The 25,736-nt window shown below is 72.1% G+C and carries 30 protein-coding genes; 25 read left to right on the top strand and 5 right to left on the bottom strand.

From position 1 onward, the window contains the following. Window positions 1-543 precede the first annotated feature (543 nt). Window positions 544-765 carry a hypothetical protein gene (locus ACLJOU_RS36380; protein WP_410573814.1) on the bottom strand — a complete coding sequence of 74 codons (222 nt, stop codon included), beginning with the start codon at window positions 763-765 and terminating at the stop codon, window positions 544-546. 180 nt (window positions 766-945) lie between these two features. On the opposite strand from ACLJOU_RS36380, the gene ACLJOU_RS36375 reads away from it, so the two are divergent. The 3 genes from ACLJOU_RS36375 (at window position 946) to ACLJOU_RS36365 (ending at window position 4,657) form a co-directional block, all read left to right on the top strand. Next, window positions 946-1,812 (top strand): manganese catalase family protein, encoded by an 867-nt coding sequence (locus ACLJOU_RS36375; RefSeq protein WP_410573813.1) that lies wholly within the window; start codon window positions 946-948, stop codon window positions 1,810-1,812. Between the two features lie 147 nt (window positions 1,813-1,959). After that, complete coding sequence (glgX, locus tag ACLJOU_RS36370) at window positions 1,960-4,143, top strand: glycogen debranching protein GlgX (RefSeq protein WP_410573812.1); 2,184 nt, start codon at window positions 1,960-1,962, stop codon at window positions 4,141-4,143. A 73-nt stretch (window positions 4,144-4,216) separates the two neighbouring features. Continuing rightward, the gene (locus tag ACLJOU_RS36365) at window positions 4,217-4,657 is read left to right on the top strand and encodes an SRPBCC family protein (protein WP_410573811.1); all 441 of its coding nucleotides are present in this window, start codon (window positions 4,217-4,219) and stop codon (window positions 4,655-4,657) included. Between the two features lie 60 nt (window positions 4,658-4,717). On the opposite strand, the gene ACLJOU_RS36360 is transcribed toward ACLJOU_RS36365, so the two are convergent. After that, a complete protein-coding gene (locus tag ACLJOU_RS36360) occupies window positions 4,718-5,029 on the bottom strand; it encodes a hypothetical protein (protein WP_410573810.1) in 312 nt (103 codons plus the stop codon). A 112-nt stretch (window positions 5,030-5,141) separates the two neighbouring features. Between ACLJOU_RS36360 and ACLJOU_RS36355 the strand changes: the two genes are divergently transcribed. The 5 genes from ACLJOU_RS36355 to ACLJOU_RS36335 all read left to right on the top strand — a co-directional run bounded on the left by ACLJOU_RS36355 (window position 5,142) and on the right by ACLJOU_RS36335 (window position 9,102). Beyond that, a complete protein-coding gene (locus tag ACLJOU_RS36355; protein WP_410573809.1) occupies window positions 5,142-5,591 on the top strand; it encodes a hypothetical protein in 450 nt (149 codons plus the stop codon). After that, window positions 5,588-6,763 (top strand): zinc-dependent alcohol dehydrogenase, encoded by a 1,176-nt coding sequence (locus ACLJOU_RS36350; RefSeq protein WP_410573808.1) that lies wholly within the window; start codon window positions 5,588-5,590, stop codon window positions 6,761-6,763. The genes ACLJOU_RS36355 and ACLJOU_RS36350 overlap by 4 nt, the downstream gene beginning before the upstream one ends. A 98-nt stretch (window positions 6,764-6,861) precedes the next feature. After that, window positions 6,862-8,634, top strand: a complete 1,773-nt coding sequence (ctaD, locus tag ACLJOU_RS36345) for a cytochrome c oxidase subunit I (RefSeq protein WP_410573807.1) — start codon at window positions 6,862-6,864, stop codon at window positions 8,632-8,634. Beyond that, window positions 8,612-8,887: a hypothetical protein gene (locus ACLJOU_RS36340; RefSeq protein ID WP_410573806.1), complete on the top strand. Its 276-nt coding sequence runs from the start codon at window positions 8,612-8,614 to the stop codon at window positions 8,885-8,887. The genes ctaD and ACLJOU_RS36340 overlap by 23 nt, the downstream gene beginning before the upstream one ends. Further along, window positions 8,875-9,102 (top strand): hypothetical protein, encoded by a 228-nt coding sequence (locus tag ACLJOU_RS36335; RefSeq protein ID WP_410573805.1) that lies wholly within the window; start codon window positions 8,875-8,877, stop codon window positions 9,100-9,102. Before ACLJOU_RS36340 ends, ACLJOU_RS36335 begins: the two co-directional genes overlap by 13 nt. A 47-nt stretch (window positions 9,103-9,149) precedes the next feature. Here the strand turns inward: ACLJOU_RS36335 and ACLJOU_RS36330 are convergent, their stop codons facing one another. Next, window positions 9,150-9,992 carry an SDR family oxidoreductase gene (locus tag ACLJOU_RS36330; RefSeq protein WP_410573804.1) on the bottom strand — a complete coding sequence of 281 codons (843 nt, stop codon included), beginning with the start codon at window positions 9,990-9,992 and terminating at the stop codon, window positions 9,150-9,152. Window positions 9,993-10,155: 163 nt separating this feature from the next. On the opposite strand from ACLJOU_RS36330, the gene ACLJOU_RS36325 reads away from it, so the two are divergent. Both ACLJOU_RS36325 and ACLJOU_RS36320 read left to right on the top strand, forming a co-directional pair. Beyond that, window positions 10,156-10,593, top strand: coding sequence for an Hsp20/alpha crystallin family protein (locus ACLJOU_RS36325; RefSeq protein ID WP_410573803.1), 438 nt, complete (start codon window positions 10,156-10,158; stop codon window positions 10,591-10,593). After that, on the top strand, window positions 10,593-10,883 hold the full coding sequence (locus ACLJOU_RS36320) for a hypothetical protein (protein WP_410573802.1): 291 nt from the start codon (window positions 10,593-10,595) through the stop codon (window positions 10,881-10,883). Before ACLJOU_RS36325 ends, ACLJOU_RS36320 begins: the two co-directional genes overlap by 1 nt. A gap of 247 nt (window positions 10,884-11,130) precedes the next feature. On the opposite strand, the gene ACLJOU_RS36315 is transcribed toward ACLJOU_RS36320, so the two are convergent. Continuing rightward, a complete protein-coding gene (locus ACLJOU_RS36315) occupies window positions 11,131-12,342 on the bottom strand; it encodes a PP2C family protein-serine/threonine phosphatase (RefSeq protein ID WP_410573801.1) in 1,212 nt (403 codons plus the stop codon). Window positions 12,343-12,515: 173 nt separating this feature from the next. Between ACLJOU_RS36315 and ACLJOU_RS36310 the strand changes: the two genes are divergently transcribed. The 12 genes from ACLJOU_RS36310 to ACLJOU_RS36255 all read left to right on the top strand — a co-directional run bounded on the left by ACLJOU_RS36310 (window position 12,516) and on the right by ACLJOU_RS36255 (window position 21,704). Then, window positions 12,516-12,941, top strand: coding sequence for a MarR family transcriptional regulator (locus tag ACLJOU_RS36310; protein ID WP_410573954.1), 426 nt, complete (start codon window positions 12,516-12,518; stop codon window positions 12,939-12,941). Between the two features lie 70 nt (window positions 12,942-13,011). Next, entirely contained in the window at window positions 13,012-13,875 is an 864-nt protein-coding gene (locus ACLJOU_RS36305) for an STAS domain-containing protein (RefSeq protein ID WP_410573800.1), read from the top strand. Next, entirely contained in the window at window positions 13,872-14,264 is a 393-nt protein-coding gene (locus ACLJOU_RS36300) for an STAS domain-containing protein (protein ID WP_410573799.1), read from the top strand. Before ACLJOU_RS36305 ends, ACLJOU_RS36300 begins: the two co-directional genes overlap by 4 nt. Next, complete coding sequence (locus ACLJOU_RS36295) at window positions 14,254-14,676, top strand: anti-sigma regulatory factor (protein WP_410573798.1); 423 nt, start codon at window positions 14,254-14,256, stop codon at window positions 14,674-14,676. The genes ACLJOU_RS36300 and ACLJOU_RS36295 overlap by 11 nt, the downstream gene beginning before the upstream one ends. Next, the gene (locus ACLJOU_RS36290; RefSeq protein WP_410573797.1) at window positions 14,673-15,665 is read left to right on the top strand and encodes a SpoIIE family protein phosphatase; all 993 of its coding nucleotides are present in this window, start codon (window positions 14,673-14,675) and stop codon (window positions 15,663-15,665) included. The genes ACLJOU_RS36295 and ACLJOU_RS36290 overlap by 4 nt, the downstream gene beginning before the upstream one ends. Continuing rightward, entirely contained in the window at window positions 15,665-16,855 is a 1,191-nt protein-coding gene (locus ACLJOU_RS36285) for a PP2C family protein-serine/threonine phosphatase (protein WP_410573796.1), read from the top strand. The genes ACLJOU_RS36290 and ACLJOU_RS36285 overlap by 1 nt, the downstream gene beginning before the upstream one ends. A gap of 54 nt (window positions 16,856-16,909) precedes the next feature. Continuing rightward, window positions 16,910-17,620 carry an alpha/beta fold hydrolase gene (locus tag ACLJOU_RS36280; RefSeq protein WP_410573795.1) on the top strand — a complete coding sequence of 237 codons (711 nt, stop codon included), beginning with the start codon at window positions 16,910-16,912 and terminating at the stop codon, window positions 17,618-17,620. A 55-nt stretch (window positions 17,621-17,675) separates the two neighbouring features. Further along, window positions 17,676-18,815 carry a zinc-dependent alcohol dehydrogenase gene (locus ACLJOU_RS36275; protein WP_410573953.1) on the top strand — a complete coding sequence of 380 codons (1,140 nt, stop codon included), beginning with the start codon at window positions 17,676-17,678 and terminating at the stop codon, window positions 18,813-18,815. A 13-nt stretch (window positions 18,816-18,828) separates the two neighbouring features. Continuing rightward, window positions 18,829-19,404: a hypothetical protein gene (locus tag ACLJOU_RS36270; protein WP_410573794.1), complete on the top strand. Its 576-nt coding sequence runs from the start codon at window positions 18,829-18,831 to the stop codon at window positions 19,402-19,404. Continuing rightward, window positions 19,389-19,589, top strand: a complete 201-nt coding sequence (locus ACLJOU_RS36265; RefSeq protein WP_410573793.1) for a hypothetical protein — start codon at window positions 19,389-19,391, stop codon at window positions 19,587-19,589. Before ACLJOU_RS36270 ends, ACLJOU_RS36265 begins: the two co-directional genes overlap by 16 nt. Before the next feature lie 25 nt (window positions 19,590-19,614). Next, window positions 19,615-21,246: a cytochrome b gene (locus ACLJOU_RS36260; RefSeq protein ID WP_410573792.1), complete on the top strand. Its 1,632-nt coding sequence runs from the start codon at window positions 19,615-19,617 to the stop codon at window positions 21,244-21,246. Continuing rightward, window positions 21,243-21,704, top strand: a complete 462-nt coding sequence (locus ACLJOU_RS36255; protein WP_410573791.1) for a hypothetical protein — start codon at window positions 21,243-21,245, stop codon at window positions 21,702-21,704. The genes ACLJOU_RS36260 and ACLJOU_RS36255 overlap by 4 nt, the downstream gene beginning before the upstream one ends. A 21-nt stretch (window positions 21,705-21,725) precedes the next feature. Here the strand turns inward: ACLJOU_RS36255 and ACLJOU_RS36250 are convergent, their stop codons facing one another. Next, window positions 21,726-22,502 carry a GntR family transcriptional regulator gene (locus ACLJOU_RS36250; RefSeq protein ID WP_410573790.1) on the bottom strand — a complete coding sequence of 259 codons (777 nt, stop codon included), beginning with the start codon at window positions 22,500-22,502 and terminating at the stop codon, window positions 21,726-21,728. Window positions 22,503-22,634: 132 nt separating this feature from the next. Here ACLJOU_RS36250 and ACLJOU_RS36245 point away from each other — a divergent pair, with 132 nt between their 5' ends. The 3 genes from ACLJOU_RS36245 to ACLJOU_RS36235 all read left to right on the top strand — a co-directional run bounded on the left by ACLJOU_RS36245 (window position 22,635) and on the right by ACLJOU_RS36235 (window position 25,613). Then, complete coding sequence (locus ACLJOU_RS36245) at window positions 22,635-23,504, top strand: aldolase (RefSeq protein ID WP_410573789.1); 870 nt, start codon at window positions 22,635-22,637, stop codon at window positions 23,502-23,504. 32 nt (window positions 23,505-23,536) lie between these two features. After that, window positions 23,537-25,021: a CoA-acylating methylmalonate-semialdehyde dehydrogenase gene (locus tag ACLJOU_RS36240; RefSeq protein WP_410573788.1), complete on the top strand. Its 1,485-nt coding sequence runs from the start codon at window positions 23,537-23,539 to the stop codon at window positions 25,019-25,021. Between the two features lie 232 nt (window positions 25,022-25,253). Beyond that, complete coding sequence (locus ACLJOU_RS36235) at window positions 25,254-25,613, top strand: hypothetical protein (protein WP_410573787.1); 360 nt, start codon at window positions 25,254-25,256, stop codon at window positions 25,611-25,613. Window positions 25,614-25,736 lie beyond the last annotated feature (123 nt).

The raw sequence follows: 25,736 nt of genomic DNA, 5'->3' as shown, positions 1-25,736 counted from the left end.
ACCGCCGGTTCGGGGCGGGATCTGTCCGCGGCGCCGGGCGCCGGGGCGAAGGCCTGGCTGCTCGCCCGGACTGTGGATGACCCGGCACTCTCATCGGCCGCTCAGGTCATCGGGTCGGGCTCGCCGACGCGGAGGCGGGTCCGCTCGCGGCGTCGGCCGCCGGTGCGGAGGCCGACCTGCCCGCGGCGCCGGGCCACCGGCGATCCACCCACCCCATCGACCGCCCGAGGTCACCGGGGCCGAGACCGCGGACACGGAGGCAGGAAGTCCCGCGGCTCTGCCCGCGGCGCCGGGCCACCGATCACCCACGCACCCCCGTCGGCCGCCCGGGATCACCACGGCCGAGGTCACCGGGCGCGGAAGTCACCGCCGCGACGATGGCCGCTCCCCGGGCGGCGGCTACCCGGAGTCACCGGAGCGGAGGGCGCCGGCGCGGTCCGGCCGTCGCCGAGGCAGGGCAGCCCGGGCGGCGGCCATTCCGCCCGCGGAGCGCTCAAACCGGCGCCGAGGCGGGGCACCCCGAGCCGGAGCACCCCGCCGGCGTCACACCGGCCGGCCGGGCTTGCGCTGCGAAACGCTGTTTTCCCTCAGCGGCGGCTGCCACACCCGGGGTGCCGGGGACTCGCCGTCGTCCCCCGGCTGGTCGAGCGGGTCCGTCCCGTTCTGCCAGCGAGCCCAGTGAGCCGCGCACATCCTCCGCCAGAGGGCCGGCTCGTCGCACTGGTACCGCCGGCAGGTCGGCCTCCGCTCCTGGTGATCGCTCACGTAATCGCTCCACTCGCCATCGAACGTTCCGCGTTCAACTATCACAGCCACGGTGCGTTGTCGATCCTCGAGCATCCTCGCCGGCCGTCCCGGATCGATGTGGTTAACCATCCGCTAACCGGGAAAGCCCCCCGGACCGCCGCCTCCCGGCGGCACCACCCGGACGACGGAGGGATCCTCGTGTTCCGTCACACGAAGCTGCTGCAGTTCGAAGCCAAGCCCGAAAAGCCGGACGCCGTCTACGCCCGCAAGCTCCAGGAGCTGATCGGCGGTGCGTTCGGTGAGATGACCGTGACCATGCAGTACCTGTTCCAGGGCTGGAACTGCCGCATCGAAGGCAAGTACAAAGACCTGATCATGGACACGGCGACCGAAGAGATCGGGCACGTCGAGATGCTCGCCACCATGGTCGCCCGCCTGCTCGAAGGCGCTCCCTCGACCGTCACGGCCGAAGCGGTCAAGGACCCGGTGATGGCCGCGATGATCGGCGGGATGGACGTCCAGCAGGCCATCGTCGGCGGCGGCGGCGCGCTGCCCGCCGACAGCAACGGCTACCCGTGGAACGGCAAGTACATCGTCGCCTCCGGCAACCTCCTGGCCGACTTCCGCGCGAACGTCGCGGCCGAAGCCCAGGGCCGTCTGCAGACCGCCCGGCTGTACAACATGACCGACGACCCCGGTGTCAAGGCGATGCTGAAGTTCAACCTCGCCCGCGACACCGTGCACCAGAAGCAGTGGCTGGCCGCCATCGAAGAGCTCAAGGCCGACGGGCTGGAAGGCGACATCGCCCCGGGCGCCCTGCTCGACGAAGAAGACCAGACCCACAACCACACCATCTGGCACCTGTCCGACGGCCCGGACGGCGCCAAGGGCACCAGCTGGACGACCGGCGCCGGCATCGAGTACCTGATGGACCCCGAACCGCTCGGCGGCCCGGGCACCGCGCCGAAGCCGGACCCGGCCCTGTTCGGGACCTACGCGCCCCTCCAGGACGCCAAGGGCACGGCCAAGGGCAAGGCCAAGGAAATCAAGAACAAGCTCACCTGACGCCTGCCGGCGCATCGGCGCGGGACCGTCGAACCCCAGCGGTCCCGCGCCGGGTGGTGCGTCCGGGTGAGGAGGGCGACGTCACGGTGTCCGGAGGGGTCAGCCTGGGTATCCCGGTCGAAGATCACTCGCACCTGTGGAGGCCCAGTGCAGCCTTGGCCCGGTTCCCCCTACCCGCTCGGGGCCGATTACGACGGCGTCGGCACCAATTTCGCGCTTTTCTCCGAGGTCGCCGACCACGTCGACCTCTGCTTGTTCGCCCCGGACGGAACCGAAACCCGGATCCGGCTGCCGGAGGTCGACGGCTTCGTCCACCACGGCTACCTGACCGGTGTCGGCCCCGGCCAGGAGTACGGCTTCCGGGTCCACGGCCCGTACGACCCCGCCCGCGGGCTGCGCTGCAACCCCGCGAAGCTCCTGCTCGACCCGTACGCCAAGGCGGTCACCGGCAAGGTCGACTGGGACGAGTCGGTGTTCAGCTACCGGTTCGGCAACCCCGACGAGCGCAACGACGACGACTCGGCGGCGCACACCGTCCGCGCGGTCGTCGTCAACCCGTACTTCGACTGGGCCAACGACCGGCCGCCGAACGTGCCGTACAACGAGACCGTGGTCTACGAAGCCCACGTCCGCGGCCTGACCAAGCTCCACCCGGACATCCCGGAGGAGCTGCGGGGCACGTACTCGGGGCTGGCGCACCCGGTGATGGTCGAGTACCTCAAGACCCTCGGCGTCACGGCCGTCGAGCTGATGCCGGTCCACCAGTTCCTGCACGACCACGCCCTCACCGAGCGCGGCCTGGCCAACTACTGGGGCTACAACACCATCGCCTTCTTCGCGCCGCACAACGAGTACGCCGCCTCGATCATGTCCGCGACCCCGGGCAGCGAGGTGCACGAGTTCAAGGCGATGGTCCGGACGCTGCACGAGGCCGGCATCGAGGTCATCCTCGACGTCGTCTACAACCACACGGCCGAGGGCAACCACCTCGGGCCCACGCTGTCCATGCGCGGCATCGACAACCAGGCCTACTACCGGCTGGTCGAGAACGACCCGCAGTACTACATGGACTACACCGGCACCGGCAACTCGCTCAACGTCCGCCAGCCGCACACGCTGCAGCTGATCATGGACTCGCTGCGCTACTGGGTCACCGAGATGCACGTCGACGGCTTCCGGTTCGACCTCGCCGCCACCCTCGCCCGCGAGTTCTACGACGTCGACCGGCTGGCCACGTTCTTCGACCTGGTGCAGCAGGACCCGGTGGTCAGCCAGGTGAAGCTGATCGCCGAGCCGTGGGACGTCGGCCCGGGTGGCTACCAGGTCGGCAACTTCCCGCCGCTGTGGACCGAGTGGAACGGCGCCTACCGGGACACCGTCCGCGACTTCTGGCGGGGCGAGCCGGCGACGCTGGGCGAGTTCGCCTCCCGGATCACCGGTTCCTCGGACCTCTACCAGAACGACGGCCGCCGCCCGTTCGCGTCGATCAACTTCGTCACCGCCCACGACGGCTTCACGCTGAACGACCTCGTGTCGTACAACGAGAAGCACAACGAGGCCAACGGCGAGGACGGCCGCGACGGCGCCGACGACAACCGGTCGTGGAACTGCGGCGCGGAGGGCCCGACCGAGGACGAAAAGGTCCTCGACCTCCGGGCGCGCCAGCGCCGGAACATGATCGCGACGCTGCTGCTGTCGCAGGGCGTGCCGATGCTCCTGCACGGCGACGAGCTCGGCCGGACGCAACAGGGCAACAACAACGCCTACTGCCAGGACAACGAGCTGTCCTGGGTGGACTGGTCCCAGCTGGAACGCCACCGCGAGCTGTTCGAATTCACCTCCGCGGTGGTCGACCTGCGCCACCAGCACCCGGTGTTCCGCCGCCGCCGGTTCTTCGCCGGCCGCCCGATCCGCCGCGGCGACGAACTGCGCGACATCGCCTGGTTCACCCCGGCCGGCGACGAGATGACCGACCAGGACTGGGAGGCCGGTTTCGGCCGCAGCATCATGGTGTTCCTCAACGGGACGGCGATCCCCGACCTCGACGCGCGCGGCGAGCGCGTGGTGGACGACTCGTTCCTGCTCTGCTTCAACGCCCACGACGACGACATCACGATGACGATCCCCGACGGCGAGTACGGCTCGGAGTGGGCGATCGTGCTGGAGACGGCCACGGGCGAGGTCTTCCACCGGTCCGTGGGCGGCGTCCTGGTCGGCGGAGTCGCGGGCGATCAGCTGGCCACGCCCCGCACGCTCGAGGGCCACGGCGAACTGGTCGTCGCGGGCCGGTCGCTGACCGTGCTGCTGCGCACCAAGGAGCAGGAGGCGTAAGGCCGTCGACGGGGGGTAGCCGGGTCGCGGCGGCGGGCGACCCGGCTACCGCCGCGTGAAACGGGAGGCACCCATGGACAAGGCGGCGTACCGCATCGAAGTCGACGCCCCGGCCCAGGCCTGCTATGACTGGTGGCGGCCGCTGACCCGGCTGCCGGAGATCTTCTCCGACGTCGAATCCGTCGAGGCGATCACCGGCGACGGAACGCGGACGCGCTGGAAGGTGGCGGGCCCGGTGGGCTCCACCGTCGAGTGGGAGGCGCGGATCACCGAGGATTCCGCGCCGCACCGGCTCGCCTGGACGACGGTGGCGGAGGCCGACCCGGACGTCACCAACGCCGGCGTCGTCCGGTTCGAAGACCTGGGCGACAGCCGCACCGGGCTGGAAGTCGAGCTCGAATACGCCCTTCCGGGCGGAAAACTCGGCGAAGCGGTCGCCAACCTGCTGGCGAACCCGCAGCACAAGGTCGAGCGGGCCTGCACCGAGTTCAAGCGGATCATCGAGACCCGGTAGCGCCGGCACCGGCCGGGCGACGACGGCGCTCAGCCGGGCGGCCGTCCCCGGCCGGCCGGGTCAGGCCCCGATCGGGGTGGCCCGCCGGTCGCGGACGCCCAGGCGCCGGGTCAGTTCGTCGAGCAGGCCAGGGTCGGCCGTGCCCAGGTCCACCTCGGCCGGGAGGCCGCGCCCGAGCGGCAGCAGACTGTCCAGCAGCACCCCCGCCGCGCCCAGCACGAGCCCGGTGTCCCCGGCGAGTTCGCGCAGCCCCGGCGTCAGCACGACGTCGAAGGCGCCGGCGGGGCCGCCGCGGCAGCAGAACTCCACCCGGTACCGCAGGCCACCGGCCGGCCGCACCTGCCAGACCGTGCTCGATGCGCTCAGGGTCATGCCTCCCGGTACCCGCTCCCCCGCCCGGCAAACGGACGGTGCTCCCGGGTGTGTCCGGCGGCGATCCGGGAAGCCGGAGACCGGACCGTGGCACCCGAGGAGAGGACCCGGCATGAAATGGCCGATCGGCGCACTCGCCGCGGCGGGGATCGCGGCGGGCACCGCCGCGGCGCGGCGCAAGTCCCCCGCACCGAACCGGTGGCTCGGCGTGACCGTCAACCTGCCGCCGGACGCGGTCGAAAACGACCCGCGGCTGATGGAGGCCTTCGCGGAACTTTCGGAAGACGCCGAAACGCGGGTGCGTCCCGCCCCCGGCGGGCGCGGCACGGAACTGGCGGCCCGGCCGCGGCAGCCGGTGGTGCCCGGGCCGGCCGGCGTCGCCCGGCGGCTGGCCGGCCGCGACCCCCGGCAGCCCGTGCGCAGCGCGCTGCGGGACATCAAGTCCGTGCTGGAGACCGGGGAGGTGATCCGCACGGACCCGCCGACGACCGGGCAGCCGACCCCCGGCGGGCTGCTCCTGCGCCTGGCGACCCGGCGCGCGGGCGGGGAGGGACGGCTGTGAAGGCACTGTGCTGGGAGGGCGTGAACCAGCTCTCCGTGGAAACCGTCCCCGACCCCGAGATCCGCAACGAGCAGGACGTGCTCCTCAAGGTCACCGCGACCACCACCTGCGGTTCCGACCTGCACCTCATCGGCGGCTACATCCCGGCGATGCAGGCGGGCGACGTGCTCGGCCACGAGTTCCTCGGCGAGGTCGTCGAAGTCGGCTCGCAGGTGCGCAAGCACAAGGTGGGCGACCGGGTGGTCGTCTGCTCGTTCATCGGCTGCGGCCGCTGCTGGTACTGCGCCCACGACCTGTGGTCGCTGTGCGACAACAGCAACACGAACCCGGGCATCGGCTCGGCGCTGTTCGGCTACGAACCCGGCGGCATCTTCGGCTACTCGCACGCCATGGGCGGCTTCCGCGGCAGCCACGCCGAGTACGTCCGCGTCCCCTTCGCCGACCACGGCGCCTTCCCGGTGCCCGAAGGCCTCGACGACGACACCGCGCTGTTCGCCTCCGACGCGGTCCCGACCGGCTGGATGGGCGCGGACCTGGGCGGGGTGCGGCCCGGCGACGTCGTCGCCGTGTGGGGGTGCGGCGCGGTCGGGCAGATGGCGGCCAAGGCGGCCATGCTGCTCGGCGCCGAGCGGGTCTTCTCGATCGACCGGTACGGCTACCGGCTGCGGCTGACCGAACAGCACATCGGATCGGAGCCGATCGACTACTCGGACACCGACGTCGGCGCCGAGCTGCGCGAACGCACCGGCGGCCGCGGGCCGGACGTCTGCATCGAGGCCGTCGGCATGGAGGCGCACAGCGCCGGTGTCCACCACGCCTACGACCAGGTCAAGCAGCAGCTGCGGCTGGAGACCGACCGGCCGGACGCCGTCCGCGAGGCCATCCACGCCTGCCGCAAGGGCGGCACGGTGTTCGTCCTCGGCGTCTTCGCGGGTGTCGTCGACAAGTTCCCGCTCGGCGCGATCATCAACAAGGGCCTCACCGTGCGCGGGGCCCAGCAGCACGGGCAGCGGTACGTGCCGATGCTGCTCGACCGGATGGCCCGCGGCGAGCTGCCGACGGGCCACCTGGCCACCCACCGGCTGCCGCTGGCCGAGGGACCGCGGGCCTACGACCTGTTCAAGCACAAGAAGGACGACTGCCTGCGCGCGGTCCTGCACCCGGGCGGCTGAACCCGTCCCGGACAACCCGTTCGCCGCGTGTAACCCGGCCGGGCCCGGGGTACGCGCGGCCCACAGTCCATTCCCCGGCCGCAGCAGGTGGGAGTCCCATGACCGACACGGTGACACGCCCGGCTCCGATCCCGCACCGGCCGGTGTGGCGGGGGCAGCGGGGCGCGACGATCCTGAAGACCATCCGCACCACCGACCACAAGACGATCGGCGTGCTCTACCTGACGACGTCGTTCGGGTTCTTCCTGATCGGCGGCCTGACGGCGTTGCTGATGCGCGGCGAGCTGGCCCGGCCGGGCCTGCAGTTCCTGTCGCCGGAGCAGTACAACCAGCTGTTCACCATGCACGGCACGATCATGCTGCTGCTCTACGCCACGCCCAACTTGTTCGGGTTCGCGAACTTCGTCCTCCCGCTGCAGATCGGCTCGCCGGACGTGGCCTTCCCCCGGCTGAACGCGTTCTCCTACTGGCTCTACCTCTTCGGCGGCACGGTCGTGCTCTCCGCCTACGCCACCCCCGGCGGGCCGCCCGACTTCGGCTGGACCGCCTACACCCCGCTGTCCAACGCCATCCACTCCCCCGGCGTCGGCGGGGACCTGTGGATCGCCGGGCTGATCGTCACCGGCCTCGGCACCATCCTCGGCGCGGTCAACATGATCACCACGATCGTGTGCCTGCGCTGTCCGGGGATGCTGATGTGGCGAATGCCCATCTTCACCTGGAACATCCTGTTCACCTCGATCCTGATCCTGCTCGCGTTCCCGATCCTCACCGCCGCGCTGTTCGGGTTGCTGGCCGACCGGCACCTCGGTTCGCACGTGTTCGACCCGGAGAACGGCGGCGCCATCCTCTGGCAGCACCTCTTCTGGTTCTTCGGCCATCCCGAGGTGTACGTGGTCGCGCTGCCCTACTTCGGGATCGTCACCGAGATCATCCCGGTGTTCAGCCGCAAACCGCTGTTCGGCTACAAGCTGATGGTGTTCGCGACGATCGGCATCACGGCGTTGTCGGCGGCGGTGTGGGCCCACCACATGTTCGCCACCGGCGCCGTGCTGCTGCCCTTCTTCTCGATCATGACGTTCTTCATCGCGGTGCCGACCGGGATCAAGTTCTTCAACTGGATCGGCACGATGTGGAAGGGCTCGATCACCTTCGAGTCGCCGATGCTGTGGTCGGTCGGCTTCCTCGTCACCTTCCTGCTCGGCGGGCTGACCGGGATCATCCTCGCGTCCCCGCCGCTGGACTTCCACATCCACGACACGTACTTCGTCGTCGCCCACTTCCACTACGTGCTCTTCGGCACGATCGTGTTCGCGACCTTCGCCGGCATCTACTTCTGGTTCCCGAAGATCACCGGCCGGATGATGGACGAGCGGCTGGCGAAGTGGCACTTCTGGACGACGTTCATCGGCTTCCACACGACGTTCCTCATCCAGCACTGGCTGGGGGACGCGGGCATGCCGCGCCGGTACGCCGACTACCTGTCGAGCGACGGATTCACCTGGATGCACATGGTGTCCACCATCGGCGCGTTCATCCTCGGCCTGTCGGTGCTGCCGTTCATCTGGAACGTCTTCAAGAGCTACCGCTACGGGGAACCGATCACGGTCGACGACCCGTGGGGCTACGGCAATTCGCTCGAATGGGCGACGACCAGCCCGCCGCCGCGGCACAACTTCCTCGAGCTGCCCCGCATCCGCTCCGAACGCCCCGCGTTCGAGCTGCACTACCCGCACATGGTCGAGCGGATGCGCGCCGAAGGCCACATCACCCGCGGTCACCCGAAGGGCAAGGCGTCCCCGGCGGAGGTCGTGGCCGGCGCCATCCAGCCCAGCGAACAGGGCGACAGTGACGACCCCCGCGGCCGCTGACGCGGGGCCGCCGCTGCGTGCGTGGGAACGGCGGCGGCTGCGCGGGATCGAGCGGGGACTGGAGCCGGACGTACGGGCCCGGCGGCTGCTGTGCGCGGCACTGGACGCCGTCGCGCTCGCGCTGCTGGCCGCCGGGATCTTCGTGGCGCTGCCGTGGCTGTTCGCGGCCTGCGTGGCCGGCAACCTCGCCGTCTGCGCGCACCTGGAGCCGGCGAGCCGGCGCAGCAGAGGAGGAAACGCATGGCCGAGGTGACCGTCGAGGACCTGAACGGGCTGCTCGAGTCCGGCGTGCCGGACCCGGTGCTGGTGCTGACCGGCGGCCGGCTGGTGGTCGAGCCGTCCGGCGACCGGACCGCGGGCGCGAGCGAGGTGATCACCCGCGGCGACCTGCGCGAGCAGCTCGCCGACCGCCCGCTGGAGCTGATCGCGGCGACGCTCTCCACGGCGATCGTCCAGCGCGGGGGCTGAGCGCGGGACAGCCGCCGGAGCCAGGGTTCCGCGGCTGTCCCGGCGGGTCAGAGGATCGGCGCGCCGCCCGTCACCGCGACGCGGGCCCCGGAGACGTAGCTGCCGTCGTCGGAGGCCAGCAGCACGTACACCGGCGCGAGCTCGGCCGGCTGGCCGGCGCGGCCCAGCGGCACCTGCTCACCGAAGGACTTCACCTGCTCCTCCGGCATGGTGGACGGGATCAGCGGCGTCCAGATCGGCCCGGGCGCGACGCTGTTGGCCCGGATCCCCTTCGGTCCCAGCAGCTGCGCCAGAGCCGCGCACATGTTCGCGATGCCGGCCTTCGTCACGTCGTAGGGCAGCAGCTGCGGGCTCGGGTTGTCGGAGTTCACCGAGGAGCTGCCGATGATCGACGCCCCCGGCTTCATGTGCGGCACCGCCGCCTTGGCGAGGTGGAAGAACGCGCTCAGGTTGATGGCGAGGGTGCGGTCCCACTCCTCGTCCGGGATCTCTTCGAGCGTCTCGTGGGTCATCTGGAAGGCGGCGTTGTTCACCAGGACGTCGAGCCGGCCGAACTCCTCGACCGCCCGGGCGACCAGGGCCCGGCAGTGCGCCGGATCGGCGACGTCACCGGGCACGACGACCGCCTTGCGCCCGGCCTCCTCCACCCAGCGCCGCGTCTCTTCGGCGTCCTCGTGTTCGTCGAGGTAGGAGATCAGGACGTCGGCGCCTTCCCGCGCGTAGGCGATCGCCACCGCGCGGCCGATGCCGCTGTCCGCCCCGGTGATCAGCGCGGCCTTGCCGGTGAGCTTGCCGGAGCCGCGGTAGGTGTGCTCGCCGTGGTCGGGCCGCGGGGTCATCGCGGCGGTCGTCCCGGGCGGGGTCTGCTGCTGGGCGGGCTGCTGGGACACGGTGGCTCCTCGGGTGCGGTGACGGATCGCCCTCCGTGTTCCCGGCCCCCGGCCGAACAGTCCGTCATCTTGATGATGACTTCCCACTTGTCATCGTTTGGATGACATGCTAGAAAAGTAGTGCGTGTTGACACCCACCGTCGAAGTGAGGAGGAGGACACCGATGTTGATGCGCACCGACCCGTTCCGTGAGCTGGACCGCCTCACCCAGCAGGTTTTGGGCACCGCCGGAACCTGGTCGAAGCCGGCGGCGATGCCGATGGACGCCTACCGCGCCGGCGACGAGTTCGTGGTCTGCTTCGACCTGCCGGGCGTCGCCCCGGACGCCATCGAGCTCGACATCGAGCGCAACGTGCTGACGGTCAAGGCCGAGCGCCGCCCGCTCCCCGGCGGCAACGACGTGGAGATGCAGGTTTCCGAGCGGCCGCTGGGCGTCTTCTCCCGCCAGCTGTTCCTGGGCGAGAGCCTCAACACCGACCACATCGCGGCCGACTACGAGGCCGGCGTGCTGACGCTGCGCATCCCGGTGGCCGAGAAGGCCAAGCCGCGGCGCATCGAGATCACCGGCGCGCAGTCCGACCGCAGGGAAATCCAGGCCTGATGCGCCAAGAGGCCCGAGCCGCGGCGGAGCGCATCTTCGCCGCGGCGGCCGACCTCGGCACCACCCGCCAGGAGGCGATCCTGGTGACCCGGGCGGTCCACGCGGTGAAGAAGGGCCGCCCGACCGAGGTCGCCCTGACCGACACCCCGCAGCACCGGCGGCGCAAGCTGGCCCACGTCGTCGGCTGCGAGCTGTGGGACCCGGCCCTGAACGCGGACGAGGTCCTGACGGCGGTCGTCGAGGTGGGCCGAACGGCACCCCGCGAGCGGCAGCCGTCGGTGGCCGCCTGACCGGGGCCGGCCGAGGTTCCCGGCGGCGGGGTCGGCGTGGGTGGGCGCCCGAAACTGTCGGTGGTCACCGGTAGCGTGGAAAACGGGGGGCGCCCCCGCGAGTCCGTGTCTTCCGCCGGGCGCCCTCGCATCCGGGTCCGCTTACCGCGACGGATGCCGTTCAGCCGCCCGACATCCCGTACACCGGACCCGGCTCACCCGCCAAGCGCCCGCAACCAAGGCCGTCCCGCCCGAGTGAGCAAGCCGCCTACCCCTCGGTCCGCCGCACCGTCACGGCCGGCTCCTGGCCCGTCCCCGACAGCGGCGTCGACCCGAACCAGTCGAGGCACACCACCATCGCGTCGTCCTCGGCCTGGCTGCCGTGCCGGCGGGTCGACAGCTCCCGCAGCACCGCGCCCGGCACGTGCGCCGCCGGGAGCTCCGCCGTCGCCGTCACCGCTTCGGCGAGTTCGCGGTCGCCGTAGCGCTCCCCGTGCGGGCCGACGGCGTCGTACACGCCGTCGCTGACGAACACGAACCGGTCGCCTTCGACGGCCTGGAAGCCCTCGACCACGTAGATCGTGCCGTCGAACGTCCCCAGCGGGAGCTGCTCGTCGAACATGATCCGCTCGGCCTTCCCGTCCCGCAGCCGCCACAGCCGCGGCGAGCCCGCGTCGACCACCGCCACCGCGCCGGTGCCCAGATCGAACTCCAGCAACAGCGCGGCCACGTGCTCGGTGCCGCGGTAGTGCGCGTAGAGCGCCTGGTCGGCGAGCTCCGCCTGCGCGTCGAGCGGGATCCCGGCACGCCGGGCGTTGCGCAGGGCGTTCACCGCGAGGTTCGTCAGCAGCGCCGCTTCGCTGCCCTCCCCCATCCCGTTGATCAGCGTCACCGCCAGTTTCCGCGCGGACGCCGACCAGTCGAAGCAGTCGCCGTAGATCGCGTACGCCGGCTCCAGCTGACCGCCGAGGGCGAACTCGGCGCGGGTGCAGGCCCGCCCGGGCAGCAGCTGCCACTGCATCTCCGCGGCCAGCGTCAGCCGCGAAGACCGCCGCGCCTGGATGTAGAGGTCGGTGTCCCGGTCCGCGACGAACAGCTCGTGGGCCACCGCCTCGGCCAACCGCTGGAGCTCGGCCCACACCGGTGGCTCCGGTTCGCGGGACAGCGTGACGGCCAGCACGGCCAGGCGGTCGCCGCGGACGCTGACCGGCAGGTAGCCGGTGACGCGCTCGCCGTCGCGGGAAAAGGTCGCCGTCTGCGTGAGGAACGCCGTCCCCGGGATCGTGCCCTCGACCGGGATCGGCTCCGCCGTGTACGGCTGCTCACCCACCTGGCACAGCTCGGTCAGGGCGTAGTCGGCCATCAGCAGCTCGACCGCTTCCGCGCCGAAGTGCTCGCCGAGCCCCGAGCGCAGGGCGCCGGGCAGGTCGTGCGGCGGTACGTCACGGAGGAGACGCTCCACCGCCAGGGATCTGTCCAACGCCTGCCTCCTGCTCGCGCCCGCGCCGGGCCGGTTCCGTAGAGTCTGCGCCGCTCCGGCGCGCCGGTCCACGGCGAGTCGCGCGAGCTGTGCTGCCGGTTCAGCATAGGGATGCCAGAGTGGACGCCGTGGATCGATCCCGCGAGCAGCCCGCCCCGGACGGGACGCCTGCCGTGTCGAACCTCGCCCGTCTCTTCGAGTCGGTGATCGAGGGCGAACGGGACGTGTCGCCGCGGCCGCTGTCGGTGTCGCAGCTGCGGGCGGTCGTCGCGCTGGATCGCCACGACGGGGTCAACCTCCGGCAACTGGCCGAGCAGCTGGGCTCGACGCCGCCGCTGGTCAGCAGGCTCTGCGACCGGCTGGAGGCGGTCGGGTTCCTCGAGCGCCTGCCCAGCGCCCGCAGCCGCCGGGAGCTGACGCTGCGGCTGTCCGACCGCGGCCGCGCCTACCTGCAGGACCTGCGGGCCCGGCGGCGCGACCGCGTCCAGGCGCTGCTGGCGAAGATGAGCCCCGCGGGGCGGCTCGCGCTGGCCGCCGGGCTGGAGGAGTACCGGGCCCTGGCGGAGGCGGCCGGTGATCCCCCGGATTTGCACGCCTGATAATACTGTTGTTATATAGCAATGATTAGTCGGCGTACAGCAGAGCGCGCCCCGAACGGAGGAGGCGTCGGTGCTGGGCACGGACGACAGCCAGGTCCGCACGGTCCTGGCGCGCATGCTGGCGGAAGACCGCACGGCGCTGGCCCGCGACTGGGCCGGGCAGGAGCCGCGCGAAGGCGACCGGACCGGGCAGGAACTCCGGCGCGAGGCCGTCGAGCTGCTCGAGGCCCTTCGCGAAGCGCTGAGCGGCACCCTGCCGGTGTCCCGGATCGTGGACCAGGAGCCCGCGGTGCGTGACGCGCTGACGTCGCTTTCGGAGCGCCGGGCCCGCGCGGGCGCCCAGCCGTCGGCCACCGCCATGGCGATCCTCGCGCTCAAGCGCACGATGCTGAGCGCGATCGAGCGGCACACCGACGACTCCGCCCTGCGCTACCGGGCCGCGCTGCTGGTCAACGAGCTGCTCGACCGGGCCGGCGTGCTCACGTTCGAGGTCTACTCGACCGGCCGCGAATCGATCATCCGCGAGCAGCACAGCCAGATGCTCGAGCTGTCCACGCCGGTCGTGCGGCTGTGGCGCCACGTCCTCGCGGTCCCCCTGATCGGCACGCTGGACAGCGCCCGCACCCAGGTCGTGATGAACAGCCTCCTCGAGTCGATCCAGGCGAACGAGGCGCGGGTGGCGATCATCGACATCACCGGTGTCCCGACCGTCGACACCGCCGTCGCCCACCACCTGCTGCAGACCGTCAGCGCCGTCCGGCTGATGGGCGCGGAGTGCGTGATCAGCGGCATCCGCCCGTCCATCGCGCAGACGATCACCCAGCTGGGCATCGACCTCTCGCACATCGTCACCCGCGGCTCGCTGGCCGACGCGCTGGCGACGGCGATGCAGCTGCTCGGCGACAGCGCCCGCCCGGGCGCGGTGACCGGGTGAACGCCGGCCTGCCGATCCTGCGGCTCGGGGACATCCTGCTCAGCGGCCTGCTGAGCGATCTGGACGACAAGACGGCCCTGGCGTTCACCGACGAGCTGACCGAGCGGATCGCGAACGAGGGCATCCGCGGGGTCATCATCGACATCTCCCGGCTGGAGATCGTCGACTCGTTCGTCGCGCGCGTGCTGATGCAGCTGGCCGGCACCGGGCGGCTGCTCGGCACGCGGATGGTCGTGGCGGGCATGCGCCCGGCCGTCGCACTGACCCTGACCGAGCTCGGGCTCCAGCTCACCGGCGTCCGGACCGCCCTCAACGCGGAGCAGGCGATGGAGCTGCTGGGCTGGCGCCGTCCCGCCGAGGCCGCCGAAGAGGCGCCTCATGCTTCCTGACGAACGGACCGTCCCGTCCGGCGAGCACCCGGTCCGGGCGGAGGAGGACCTCCTCGCGGCCCGCCACGCCGTGCGGGCGGCCGCGGTCGGCGCCGGCTTTTCGATCGTCGACCAGACGAAGATCGTCACCGCGGCCAGCGAGCTCGTCCGCAACGCCTACATCCACGGCGGGGGCGGCACGATGACCGTCGAGGAGGTGCGGGACCCGGGCGGACGGCTCGGGCTCCGGCTGTGCGTGCGCGACGAGGGTCCCGGGATCGCCGACGTCGAGCAGGCCATGACCGACGGGTTCAGCACCGGGGCCGGGCTCGGGCACGGCCTCGGCGGCACCCGGCGGCTGGTCGACGAGTTCGACCTCGACACCGCGCCCGGACGCGGCACCACCGTCACGGTCGTGCGCTGGAAGCCATGACCGCGACCGTCGCCGGCCTGACGCGCCGGATCCGCGTCGACCACCCCAGCGCGGCGTACGCCGCCGCCCGCGTCGCCCGCGAAGCCGCGTACGAAGCCGGGCTCGCGGGCGTGCTGGCCGACCGCGCCGCGGTGGTGGCGGCCGAGCTCGCCGGCAACATCGACAAGCACACCGCCGGCGGTTCGGTGCTCGTGCAGCGGTCGCTGACCGGCCCCGGCGTCGACGTGCTGGCCGCCGACGACGGCCCGGGCATGGCCGACCTCGACCACTGGCTGCTCGACGGCAACACGACCACCGCCACCCTGGGCACCGGCCTCGGCGCCGTGAAGCGGATGGCGGCGCAGTTCCGGATCACGTCCTCGCCGGCGGCCGGCACGCTCGCCGCCGCCCGCCTGCTCGACCCCGCCGTGCCCCCGCCCCGGCGGGCGATCGGGCACTTCCGCCTGCCCCGCGACGGCGAGGAGCACTGCGGTGACGCCGTCGCGCTGGCCGACGTCACCGGCAGCCGGACCGCCGTGGTCGCGGACGGGCTCGGGCACGGACCCGACGCCGCCGAAGCCGCGGAAGCCGCGCTGCGCGTGTTCACCGAGAACCCCGACCGCCCGCTGCCCCACCAGCTCACGAACATGCACCGCGCTCTGCGCGCGACGCGGGGGGCGGCGGTCGCGCTCGTGCGGATCGCGCCGCGGCGCCTGGAGTTCTGCGGCGTCGGCAACGTCAGCGGCGCCAGCATCGGCGGCGGGCCGTCCCGGCTGCTGCTCAGCACCCCCGGCATCGTCGGGTTCACGCTGCCGTCGGCGCCGGTCCGGCACCTGACGCTGGCCGAGGACGACGTCGTCGTCCTGCACACCGACGGCGTCGGCACCGGCTGGCGCGTCCCCGGGCGGGCCCCGGACCTGCTGCTGCTCGCGGCGGACCTCGCCCACCGGCACCGCAACGCCCGCGACGACGCGGCGATGCTCGCCCTGAGCGCGGACCGGTCCGCCTGATGCGCCCCGATCTGGCCCGGATCCGGCGGCGGCTGCGCACGGCCTGCACCGAGGCCGGCGTGCCCGCCGACGACCGCGGGCGGCTGGTCCTCGCCGTCACCCTGCTCGCCGAACCCGCCCTCACCGCGGGGGAAACGGTGGACGTGGCGACGGCGGCTTCGGACCGGCGGCTGGCGGTCACGGTGCAGCTCGACCACGCCGTCGCCCAGGGCACGCGCAACGCCCTGCCGCTGCTGCCCGAGCGCGGCGACGGCCGGACGCTCACCTGGCACCTCACCGGCGGGCGGCCGGCCGCCCCGGCCGACCCCGACGACGACCGGGCGACGCGCGAGGAGATGCTGGCCCTGGTGGCCCGCACCGACACGCTCACCCAGGAGCAACGCGACCTCAAGCACGAGCTCGCGGAGACCAACAGCGGCGTGCTGGCGATGTACGTCGAGCTGGAACAGCGGGACGAACAGCTCCGCCGCGCCCACGCGGCCATCTTCCGCGAGCTGGAGGACGCGCTGCGCCCGCGGCCGCCGGTGGTGCCGGGCCTGGAGCTGGCGGTCCACTATTCGCCGACCGACCAGGACTCCCCGACCGGCGGCGACCTGTACGACTGGTTCGTCCTGCCCGACGGCCAGGTCCACGTGACCCTCGTCGACGCGGTCGGCCACGGCGTGACCTCGACCCGGCACGCCCTGACGGTCACGCACGCGATCCGCACGCTCGCCCTGGAGGGACACCCCTTCCCCGACCTGATCGCCCACGCGTCCCACACGCTGGCCGCGATCGAGCCGGGCCTGATGGCCACGGTGCTGCTGGCCCGGATCGACCCGGCCACGGGCCGCACCCGGTTCGCGAACGGCGGCCACCCGGAACCGGTGCTGGTCACGGCGGCCGAACCGGCGCGGCTGCTCGCCACCCCGGTGCCCGGGCGCGGGGTCGGCTTCCCCGACCCCGGCACCCGCGAGCTCGTCGAGGTGGTCCTGGCCGAGGGCGACACGGTGCTGCTGTACACGGACGGCCTGGTGGAGAGCCGCAAGGACATCGACGAAGGCCAGACCCGGCTGCTGAAGCTGGCGGAGGCCCACCGCACCGAGGCGGTGGCCGCCCTGCCGCGGGAGCTGGTGACCCGGATGCACGACGTGGTGCTGCACGCCGACGACACGGTGGTCCTGGTCCTCCGCCGGACGACACCACGGTGACCCGAGGCGGGTCGCGGGCGTGTGGGCCCGCCGTTCCCGGGTAACCCGGCCCCGATGCCTCCCTCGACCACCGCCGCCCGCGTGCGCGTCCTCTCCGCCGGCACCGAACGCCCGGGCCGTCCGCCGGTCGTGCTGCTGCCGGGCCTCGGCGCGCCCGGCTACCTCGCCGACACCCTGCACGGCTGCGCCGCCGCCACGCGCGCCCACCTCCTCGACGTCCCCGGCTTCGGCGGGCCCGGGCCGCTCGCCTGCGAGCCGGAGATCGGGGCGATCGCCAGCACCGTCGCCGCCTGGCTGGACCGCCCTTCCGTCCTCTTCGGACACTCGACCGCCGCGCAGGTCGCCGTCGCCGTCGCGGTGCGGCGCCCGGACCTGGTCCGGGCGCTCGTGCTGGCCGGGCCGACGTTCCCGCCGCGGCTGCGCCGCCTCGGCCCCCTCGCCGCGGCGTTCCTGGCCGACGTGGTCCACGAATCGCCGTCCGCCTTGCCCGGCACCGTCCCCCACTACCTGCGCGCCGGCCCCCGGCGCCTCCTGCGGATGATCCGCTCGGCCCAGCGGGACGCCCCGGAACGGGCGATGCCGCTGCTGCGCTGCCCCGTCCTGGTCGTGCGCGGCCGCCGGGACACGCTCAGCCCCGAGCCCTGGGCGCGCTCGCTGGCGGCCGCCTCGCGCGGCGAGTTCGTCACCGTCCCCGGCCCGCACGCCTTCCCCGCCCGCGCCGGCGGCGCGACGTCGGCGTTGATCACGCGGTTCGCCGGCGGTTAGCCGCGACGCCCCCGGGTATGCCGACGACCCGTCGGAAGGAGGCGCTGTGCGTGCGATGGTGTACCGCGGCCCGTACAAGATCCGTGTCGAAGAAAAGGACGTCCCCGCGATCGAACACCCCGGTGATGCGATCGTCCGGGTGACACTGGCCGCGATCTGCGGTTCGGACCTGCACCTGTACCACGGGATGATGCCCGACACCCGGGTCGGCATGACGTTCGGCCACGAATTCATCGGCGTCGTGGAAGAAGTCGGCTCCGGGGTGCAGAACCTGAAGCGCGGCGACCGCGTCATGGTGCCCTTCAACGTCTTCTGCGGCACGTGCTGGTTCTGCGCGCGCGGGCTGTACTCCAACTGCCACAACGTCAACCCGAACGCGACCGCCGTCGGCGGCATCTACGGCTACTCCCACACCTGCGGCGGCTACGACGGCGGGCAGGCCGAGTTCGTCCGGGTGCCGTTCGCCGACGTCGGGCCCGCGATCATCCCGGACTGGCTGGACGACGAAGACGCCGTCCTGCTCACCGACGCGCTCGCCACCGGCTACTTCGGCGCCCAGCTCGGGGAGATCGTCGAAGGGGACGTGGTCGTGGTCTTCGGCGCCGGACCGGTGGGCCTGTTCGCGGCGAAGTCGGCGTGGCTGATGGGCGCGGGCCGGGTCATCGTGATCGACCACCTCGAAGACCGCCTGGAGAAGGCGCGCACCTTCGCGCACGCCGAGACGTACAACTTCACCGAGTACGACGACATCGTGGTGCACCTGAAGAAGCTGACCGGCCACCTCGGCGCCGACGTCGCCATCGACGCGGTGGGCGCCGAGGCCGACGGCAACCTCACCCAGCACGTCACCTCGGCCAAGCTGAAGCTGCAGGGCGGCTCGCCGGTGGCGCTCAACTGGTGCATCGACGGCGTCCGCAAGGGCGGCACGATCTCGGTGATGGGCGCCTACGGCCCGATGTTCAGCGCCGTCAAGTTCGGCGACGCGCTCAACAAGGGCCTCACGCTGCGGATGAACCAGTGCCCGGTGAAGCGGCAGTGGCCGCGGCTGTTCGAGCACATCCGCAACGGCTACCTCAAGCCGAGCGACATCGTCACCCACCGCATCCCCCTGGAGCACATCGCCGAGGGGTACCACATCTTCTCCGCCAAGCTGGACGGCTGCATCAAGCCGCTGATCGTCCCGAACGCCGGCTGAGGAAGGAACGACCATGACCTACACGTCGGAGCGGCCGCCGATCGCCGAATCGAGTGACAGCCTGCGCGCGCGGATCCCCGGCTGGGGCGCGGACCTGGACCCGAAGGACCGGCCGTCGGTCCCGAAGCTGCAGTGGCAGGAGGACAAGACCGGCGCGCACTGGGACTTCCCCGAGCGGCAGCCGGAGAAGTGGCCGCGGGAACGCTCGATCGAGCACAAGTTCCTGACGCCGGTCTTCGGGACGTCGTGCCCGCCGAAGGGCCTGTCCGGGGCGCTGCGCAAGTTCTCCTACCGCAAGTACAGCGAAGGGCGGGCCGCCCACTGGCTGCTCCTGCTGGCCGCCGACCGGGTGGACGCGTGGGAGAGCCACCTGCGTTCGTTCGCCACGCTCCGCCCGGACAACCCGATCACCGAGACCGGCGTGCTGAGCGAGTTCTCCCGCCACGGCTTCTCCTCGCGGGTGGGCCGCAAGCGCGCGGACGTCGGGCACCACCTGGTGGACCCGATCATCGTCGCGGGCCCGTGGGTGCTGGCGGCGGGGCTGGCGTACTCGGCGGCCCGGAAGGTGGTGCGGTGGCGTCGCCGGTGATCGGACGGCTCGCGGTGGCGGGGCTCCTCTCGCTCGCCTGCGCGGCCTGCGCCCCGGCGTTCGACCGGCAGGCGACGCCGTCCGGGACGGCGCACGGCGTCGCCGTGGAGGGGAAGCTGAGCACCGAGGCGGGAGTCCGGGAAGAAAAGGGGTTGTGGCGGGCGGGCACGGGTACGCACGGCTGACGGTCACCGACTTCCGGGAGAGGCCATGAGCCCCAGCCACGTTCCCGCCCCCACCCGCGGGCCGGGCCGCGCGACCCGTGCGGCAGGCTCGGCGGCCGATGCCGCCGACCAGCGGCTGCACGTGGCGGCGGGCCTGCGCCACCAGTTCAACAAGGTCTTCCCCACCCACTGGTCGTTCCTGCTCGGCGAAGTGGCGCTCTACAGCTTCCTCGTCCTGCTCCTCAGCGGCGTGTACCTGACGCTGTTCTTCGACCCCTCGATGCAGGAGGTCACCTACCACGGCGTGTACGCGGACCTGCAGGGCGTGCCGATGTCGAGGGCGTTCGCCACCACGCTCGACCTGTCGTTCGAGGTCCGCGGCGGGCTGTTCGTGCGGCAGCTGCACCACTGGGCGGCGCTGATCTTCGTCGCCGCCATGATGGTGCACATGCTCCGGATCTTCTTCACCGGAGCCTTCCGCCGTCCCCGTGAAGCCAACTGGGTCATCGGGGCCCTGCTGCTGATCCTCGGCATGTTCGAGGGGTTCTTCGGCTACTCCCTGCCCGACGACCTGCTCTCGGGCACCGGCATCCGCGCCACGCTGTCCGGGATCGTGCTGTCCCTGCCGGTGGTCGGGACGTGGCTGCACTGGGCGATCTTCGGCGGCGAATTCCCCGGCGACGTCATCATCCCGCGGCTGTACACGATCCACATCCTGCTGATCCCGGGGATCATGCTCGCGCTCGTCGGCGTGCACCTCGCCCTGGTCTGGTACCAGAAGCACACCCAGTTCCCCGGGGTCCGGCGGAAGGAGACCAACGTCGTCGGCGTCCGGATCCTGCCGGTGTTCGCGCTGAAGGGCGGCGCGTTCTTCGCGCTCGTCACCGGGCTGCTGGCGCTGATGTCCGGGCTGTTCCAGATCAACCCGGTGTGGCTGTTCGGCCCGTACGACCCGTCGAAGGTCTCCGCCGGCTCCCAGCCCGACTGGTACATGGGGTTCGCCGACGGCCTGCTGCGCGTCTACCCGCCGTGGGAGCTGTTCCTCGGCAAGTACACCATCCCGCAGCCGTTCTTCGCCGGCGTCATCGGCTTGACGGTGCTCTTCGGCGCCCTGCTCAGCTACCCGTGGGTCGAACGGAAGCTGTCCCGGGACACCGCCCACCACAACCTCGTCCAGCGGCCGCGTGACGCCCCGGTCCGCACCAGCATCGGCATGATGGCGCTGGCGCTCTACGGCGTCCTGACGCTGTCGTCGTTCAACGACATCATCGCCTTGCAGTTCGACATCTCGCTCAACGCGACCACCTGGGCGGGCCGGATCGGGCTGGTCCTCGCCCCGCCCGTCGCGTACCTGATCACCTACCGCATCTGCCTCGCCCTGCAGCGGTCGGACCGCGAAGTCCTCGAGCACGGCTTGGAAACGGGCATCATCACCCGCTCTCCGGCCGGCACCTACGTCGAGATTCACCAGCCGCTCGACGGCAAGGCCCTGGCCTACCAGGGAACGTCCGTGCCGAAGAAACCGAACAAGCTCGGCGCCGCCGGGCACGCGCTCCCGGGCAGCCTGCTGCGGCCCGACCCGCCGGAGGAGACCGCGGCACTGGAAGCGGCGGCCCGCCGCGGGGACGTGCGCCACGGCCTCGGCGGCGAACCGCAGGACGGGCGGGCCCGGTCGTGACCGGCGCGGCGATCCCGTCCCGCTGGCAGGTCGACATCCTCGTCTACGAAGACGACTACTCCTACCCGGTGCTGCTCCTGCAGCCGGGCCGCCCGGACGACCACCGGCGGCTGCGCCGGCTCCTGGGCCGAGCGGGCCTGGCGTCCCCGTCGACGTGGGAGTGGGAGCGTGGGATCTGGCCGCTGGCGGCGGGCTGCGAGGTCGCGCTGGCCGAGCGCCCGGCGGGGGTGACCGTGCACGTCGGCGCGCACTGCCTGACGGTCGGCTTCCGGTTCGCGGAGCCGCCCCAGCCCTGGCTCGCGGCCGCGCGCCGGCAGCAGCAGGTGCTGTTCGTGCTGCTGCCACCCCGCCCCCACGCGGCCGAAGACACCCTGATCATCGACGACGTGAGCAGGCTGGTCCGCCCCGCCGAGCGGAACGGCTGCCTGGCCGGCACCATCCCGCTGGGAGGTCACTGACCCCGCCGGTGCGGCTTCCGCCTACTGGGGCCCGTTGGTCAGCGAGAGGTTGAACGTGTACCGGGACGCCCGGTACACGTGCCACCCGTACTCGACGACTCGGCCGGCGTCGTCGTAGGTCGTGCGCTGCGTCGTCAGCAGCGCGGCTCCCGGCTCCTCCTGCAGCAGTTCCGCGTCCTCTTCGGTCGCGAGGCGCGCGCCGATGTTCTGCTCGGCCGCGTGCAGCCGCACGCCCGCCGATCGCAGCAGCTGGTAGAGCCCGCGTTCGCGCAGCTCGTCGTCGGCCGGGTCGATGACGCCGTCGGGCAGGTAGTTGTTCATCAGGGCGAGCGGCTCGCCGTCGGCCGAGCGGAGCCGCTTCAGCCGCCGCACCTGCGTCAGCCCGGGTGCTTCCAGCAGCTCGGCGACGTCGGCGCCGGCCGCTTCGACGCGGTTGACCAGCACCGCCGTCCCGGGCCGGCCGCCGAGCCCGGCGAGGTCGTCGAACAGGCTGCTCAGCCGCAGCGGCCGGGCCACCTTCGTGCGGACCACCTGCGTGCCGACCCCGCGCCGCCGCACGAGCAGGCCCTGGTTGACCAGCGTCTGGATGGCCTGGCGGATCGTCGGGCGCGAGAGGCGGAGGCTCGCGGCGAGGTCGACTTCGTTGCCCAGCCGCGCGCCCGCCGGCAGCCTGCCGTCTTCGATCGCGGCGTGCAGCTGCCGGGACACCTGGAAGTACAGCGGCTCGGGGCTGCCCGGGTCCACGACGATCTCGCGGCCCGCGTCCCAGGCCGGAAAGTTGACGTCCGGCTTCCTCATCCCCGGAGCCTATCGTCCCCCACCGGGCTGACCTAATGTCCATATGTCTTGACAAAGTTCCTCGACGCTGGAATCGTCGCAGGCAGGGACACGAAGGGCGTGCCTCGAGGACCGGAAGCGGGGAGCGGGACTGTGACCGACTTGGTGCGGCGCATCGTCGACCGGCGGGTGCACGACCCGGAAGCGATCGCCGAGGCGGCCGCGAACCGCGTCCGGGCCGAGTCGCCGTTCAACGCCAAGGGCGCCGCGATGATCATCGCGGCGGACCACCCCGCCCGGGGGGCGACCGCGGTGGGCGGCGATCCGTCGGCGATGGCCCACCGCGGCGAGCTGCTGGAGCGGCTGTGCCTGGCCCTGGAGCGCCCGGGGGTCACCGGTGTCCTGGCGACCGCGGACGTCATCGACGACCTGCTGCTGCTCGGCGTGCTGGACGGCAAGACGGTGCTGGGGTCGATGAACCGCACCGGGCTGGCCGGGTCGAGTTTCGAGATCGACGACCGCTTCGCCGGCTACGACGCGGAAACCATCGAACGGATGGGCTTCGACGGCGGCAAGACGCTGACCCGGATCTGCCTCGCCGACCCGGCCACGCCGAGCGTCCTCGAGAACACCGCGAAGGCGATCAACGAGCTGGCGGACCGCAAGCTGATCGCGCTGGTCGAGCCGTTCCTGTCGACCTGGGTCGACGGGCGGCTCCGGAACGACCTGTCCCCCGGCGCCGTCAGCAAGTCGATCACCATCGCCGCGGGCCTCGGCCACTCCTCGGCTTATACGTGGCTCAAGCTGCCGGTCGTCGACGACATGGAGCGCGTGCTGGCGTCCTCGACGCTGCCGGCCGTCCTGCTCGGCGGCGAGGTCACGGACCCGGAAGCGGCCTTCGCCGCCTGGCAGCGGGCGCTGGCCCAGCCGACGGTCCAGGGCCTGGTGGTCGGCCGGTCACTGCTCTACCCGCACGACGGCGACGTCGCGCGGGCCGTCGACACCGCCGTCGGACTGCTGTGAACCCGCACCGGCGCCACTACCCGGAGGACTCCGTGAACACCATCGAGCACTGGATCAACGGCACCGCGACCCCGGCGGGCTCGACCCGCACGGCGCCGGTCTTCGACCCGGCCACCGGGCGGCGGCAGGCACAGGTCCTGCTGGCGGAGGCGTCCGATGTGGACACCGCGGTCGCGGCCGCGGGCAAGGCGTTCGAGTCGTGGGGTGACTCTTCGCTGTCCCAGCGCACCAAGGTGATGTTCGCCTTCCGCGAGCTGCTCGTGCGGCACGAAGACGAGCTGGCCCGGATCATCTCCGCCGAGCACGGCAAGGTGGTCGAGGACGCCCGTGGCGAGGTAGTCCGCGGCCGTGAGGTCGTCGAGTACGCCTGCGGCATCGCCGACGCGCTCAAGGGCGGTTTCTCCGACCAGGTGTCCCGGGACGTCGACGTGCACGACTTCCGCCAGCCCCTCGGTGTGGTCGCCGGCATCACGCCGTTCAACTTCCCGATCATGGTCCCGCTGTGGATGCACCCGATCGCCATCGCCACCGGCAACACGTTCGTGCTCAAGCCGAGCGAACGCGACCCCTCGGCGTCGAACTTCGTCGCGCAGCTGTACGCCGAAGCCGGGTTGCCCGAGGGCGTCTTCAACGTCGTGCACGGCGACAAGACCACGGTCGACGCGATCCTCGACCACCCGGGCATCGCGGCGGTGTCGTTCGTCGGGTCCACCCCGATCGCCAAGTACGTGCACGAGCGCGCCACCGCGGCGGGCAAGCGCGTCCAGGCCCTCGGCGGCGCGAAGAACCACGCGGTCGTCCTGCCCGACGCCGACCTCGAGTACGCGGCGGGCCACCTCACGGCGGCCGCGTTCGGCTCGGCCGGCCAGCGCTGCATGGCGGTCTCCGTCGGCATCGCGGTCGGCTCGGCCGGCGACAAGCTGGTGGAGATCCTCGAACGCAAGGCGGCCGAGGTGAAGGTCGGCCCCGGCACGGACCCGGCCAGCGACATGGGACCGGTGGTCACGCAGGCCGCCCGCGAGCGCGTGGTGCACTCGATCGCCCGCGGCGCCGAGCAGGGTGCGAAGGTGGTGGTCGACGGCCGGGGCCTGACGGTCGAAGGCCACGAGGAGGGCTTCTTCGTCGGCCCGTCCCTGCTGGACGAGGTGACCCCGGAGATGGACGCCTACCGCGAGGAGATCTTCGGCCCGGTCCTGTCGATCGTCCGCGCCGCCACGCTCGACGAAGCAATCGCGATCATCAACGCCAACCCGTACGGCAACGGCACAGCACTCTTCACAGCCGGCGGCGAAGCGGCCCGCAGATTCCAGCGCGAGGTGAAGGTGGGCATGATCGGCATCAACGTCCCGATCCCGGTCCCGATGTCGTACTACTCCTTCGGCGGCTGGAAGGACTCCCTGATCGGCGACAGCCCCATCCACGGCCCGGCGGGAGTCCGCTTCTACACGCGAGCGAAGGTGGTCACCACCCGCTGGCCCCACACGGAAGCGGCATTCACGTTCCCCACGTCCAGCTAGCCCACCCGGCGAGCGACGACCGGCCGGAGCCGGGGTGGCTCGGCCCGGCCCCGGCGAAGGTCATCCGGCCAGTCCTCCGGCAACCGGCGCATCCAGCCCACGGCCGAGCCAGCCTCGAGCCGCAACCGCCCCCACGCACTCTGGGCCGGCCACCATCGGCCGCTCTCAGACAACCGGAACACTCTTCTCCGTTTTCCGGTACCGTGGCGGCAGCCCGCCGAAGGAGGCTGCCGTGGGATACCGAGGCCCGCTCCCCAAAACCGCCATCGCCCGCTACAACCGTTGCGTGGGCGCGCTCCGGATGTCGCCGCGCTGGGGGCCGGTGGTCCGTCGCCGCCTCACCGAGATCACCTACACCGGCCGGCGGTCGGGCCGCACCTTCCGCACGCCCGTCGGGTATCGGCGGGCCGGTGAGGTCGTGACCATCGGCGTGATGATGCCGGACGCCAAGTCGTGGTGGCGCAACTTCACCGGCGACGGCGGCCCGCTCACCCTCGACCTCGACGACACCGCCCGCACCGGGCACGCGGTCGCGCGCCGGGATGCCAAGGGCCGGGTCACCGTCACCGTCCACCTCGACGGCGACGCCTAGGGCGTGTCCTCAAAGCCAGAGGAGCAGGGTGGCCAGGTCGATCAACCCTCGGTAGGAGGTAGCGGTCTTGTCGAAACGGGTGGCGATGGCACGGAACTGTTTGAGGCGGTTGAAGCAGCGTTC

The sequence above is a fragment of the Amycolatopsis sp. cmx-4-61 genome, assembly GCF_046548775.1.
GTDB lineage: Bacteria > Actinomycetota > Actinomycetes > Mycobacteriales > Pseudonocardiaceae > Amycolatopsis.
This window is presented reverse-complemented; position numbering and strand designations above follow the sequence as displayed.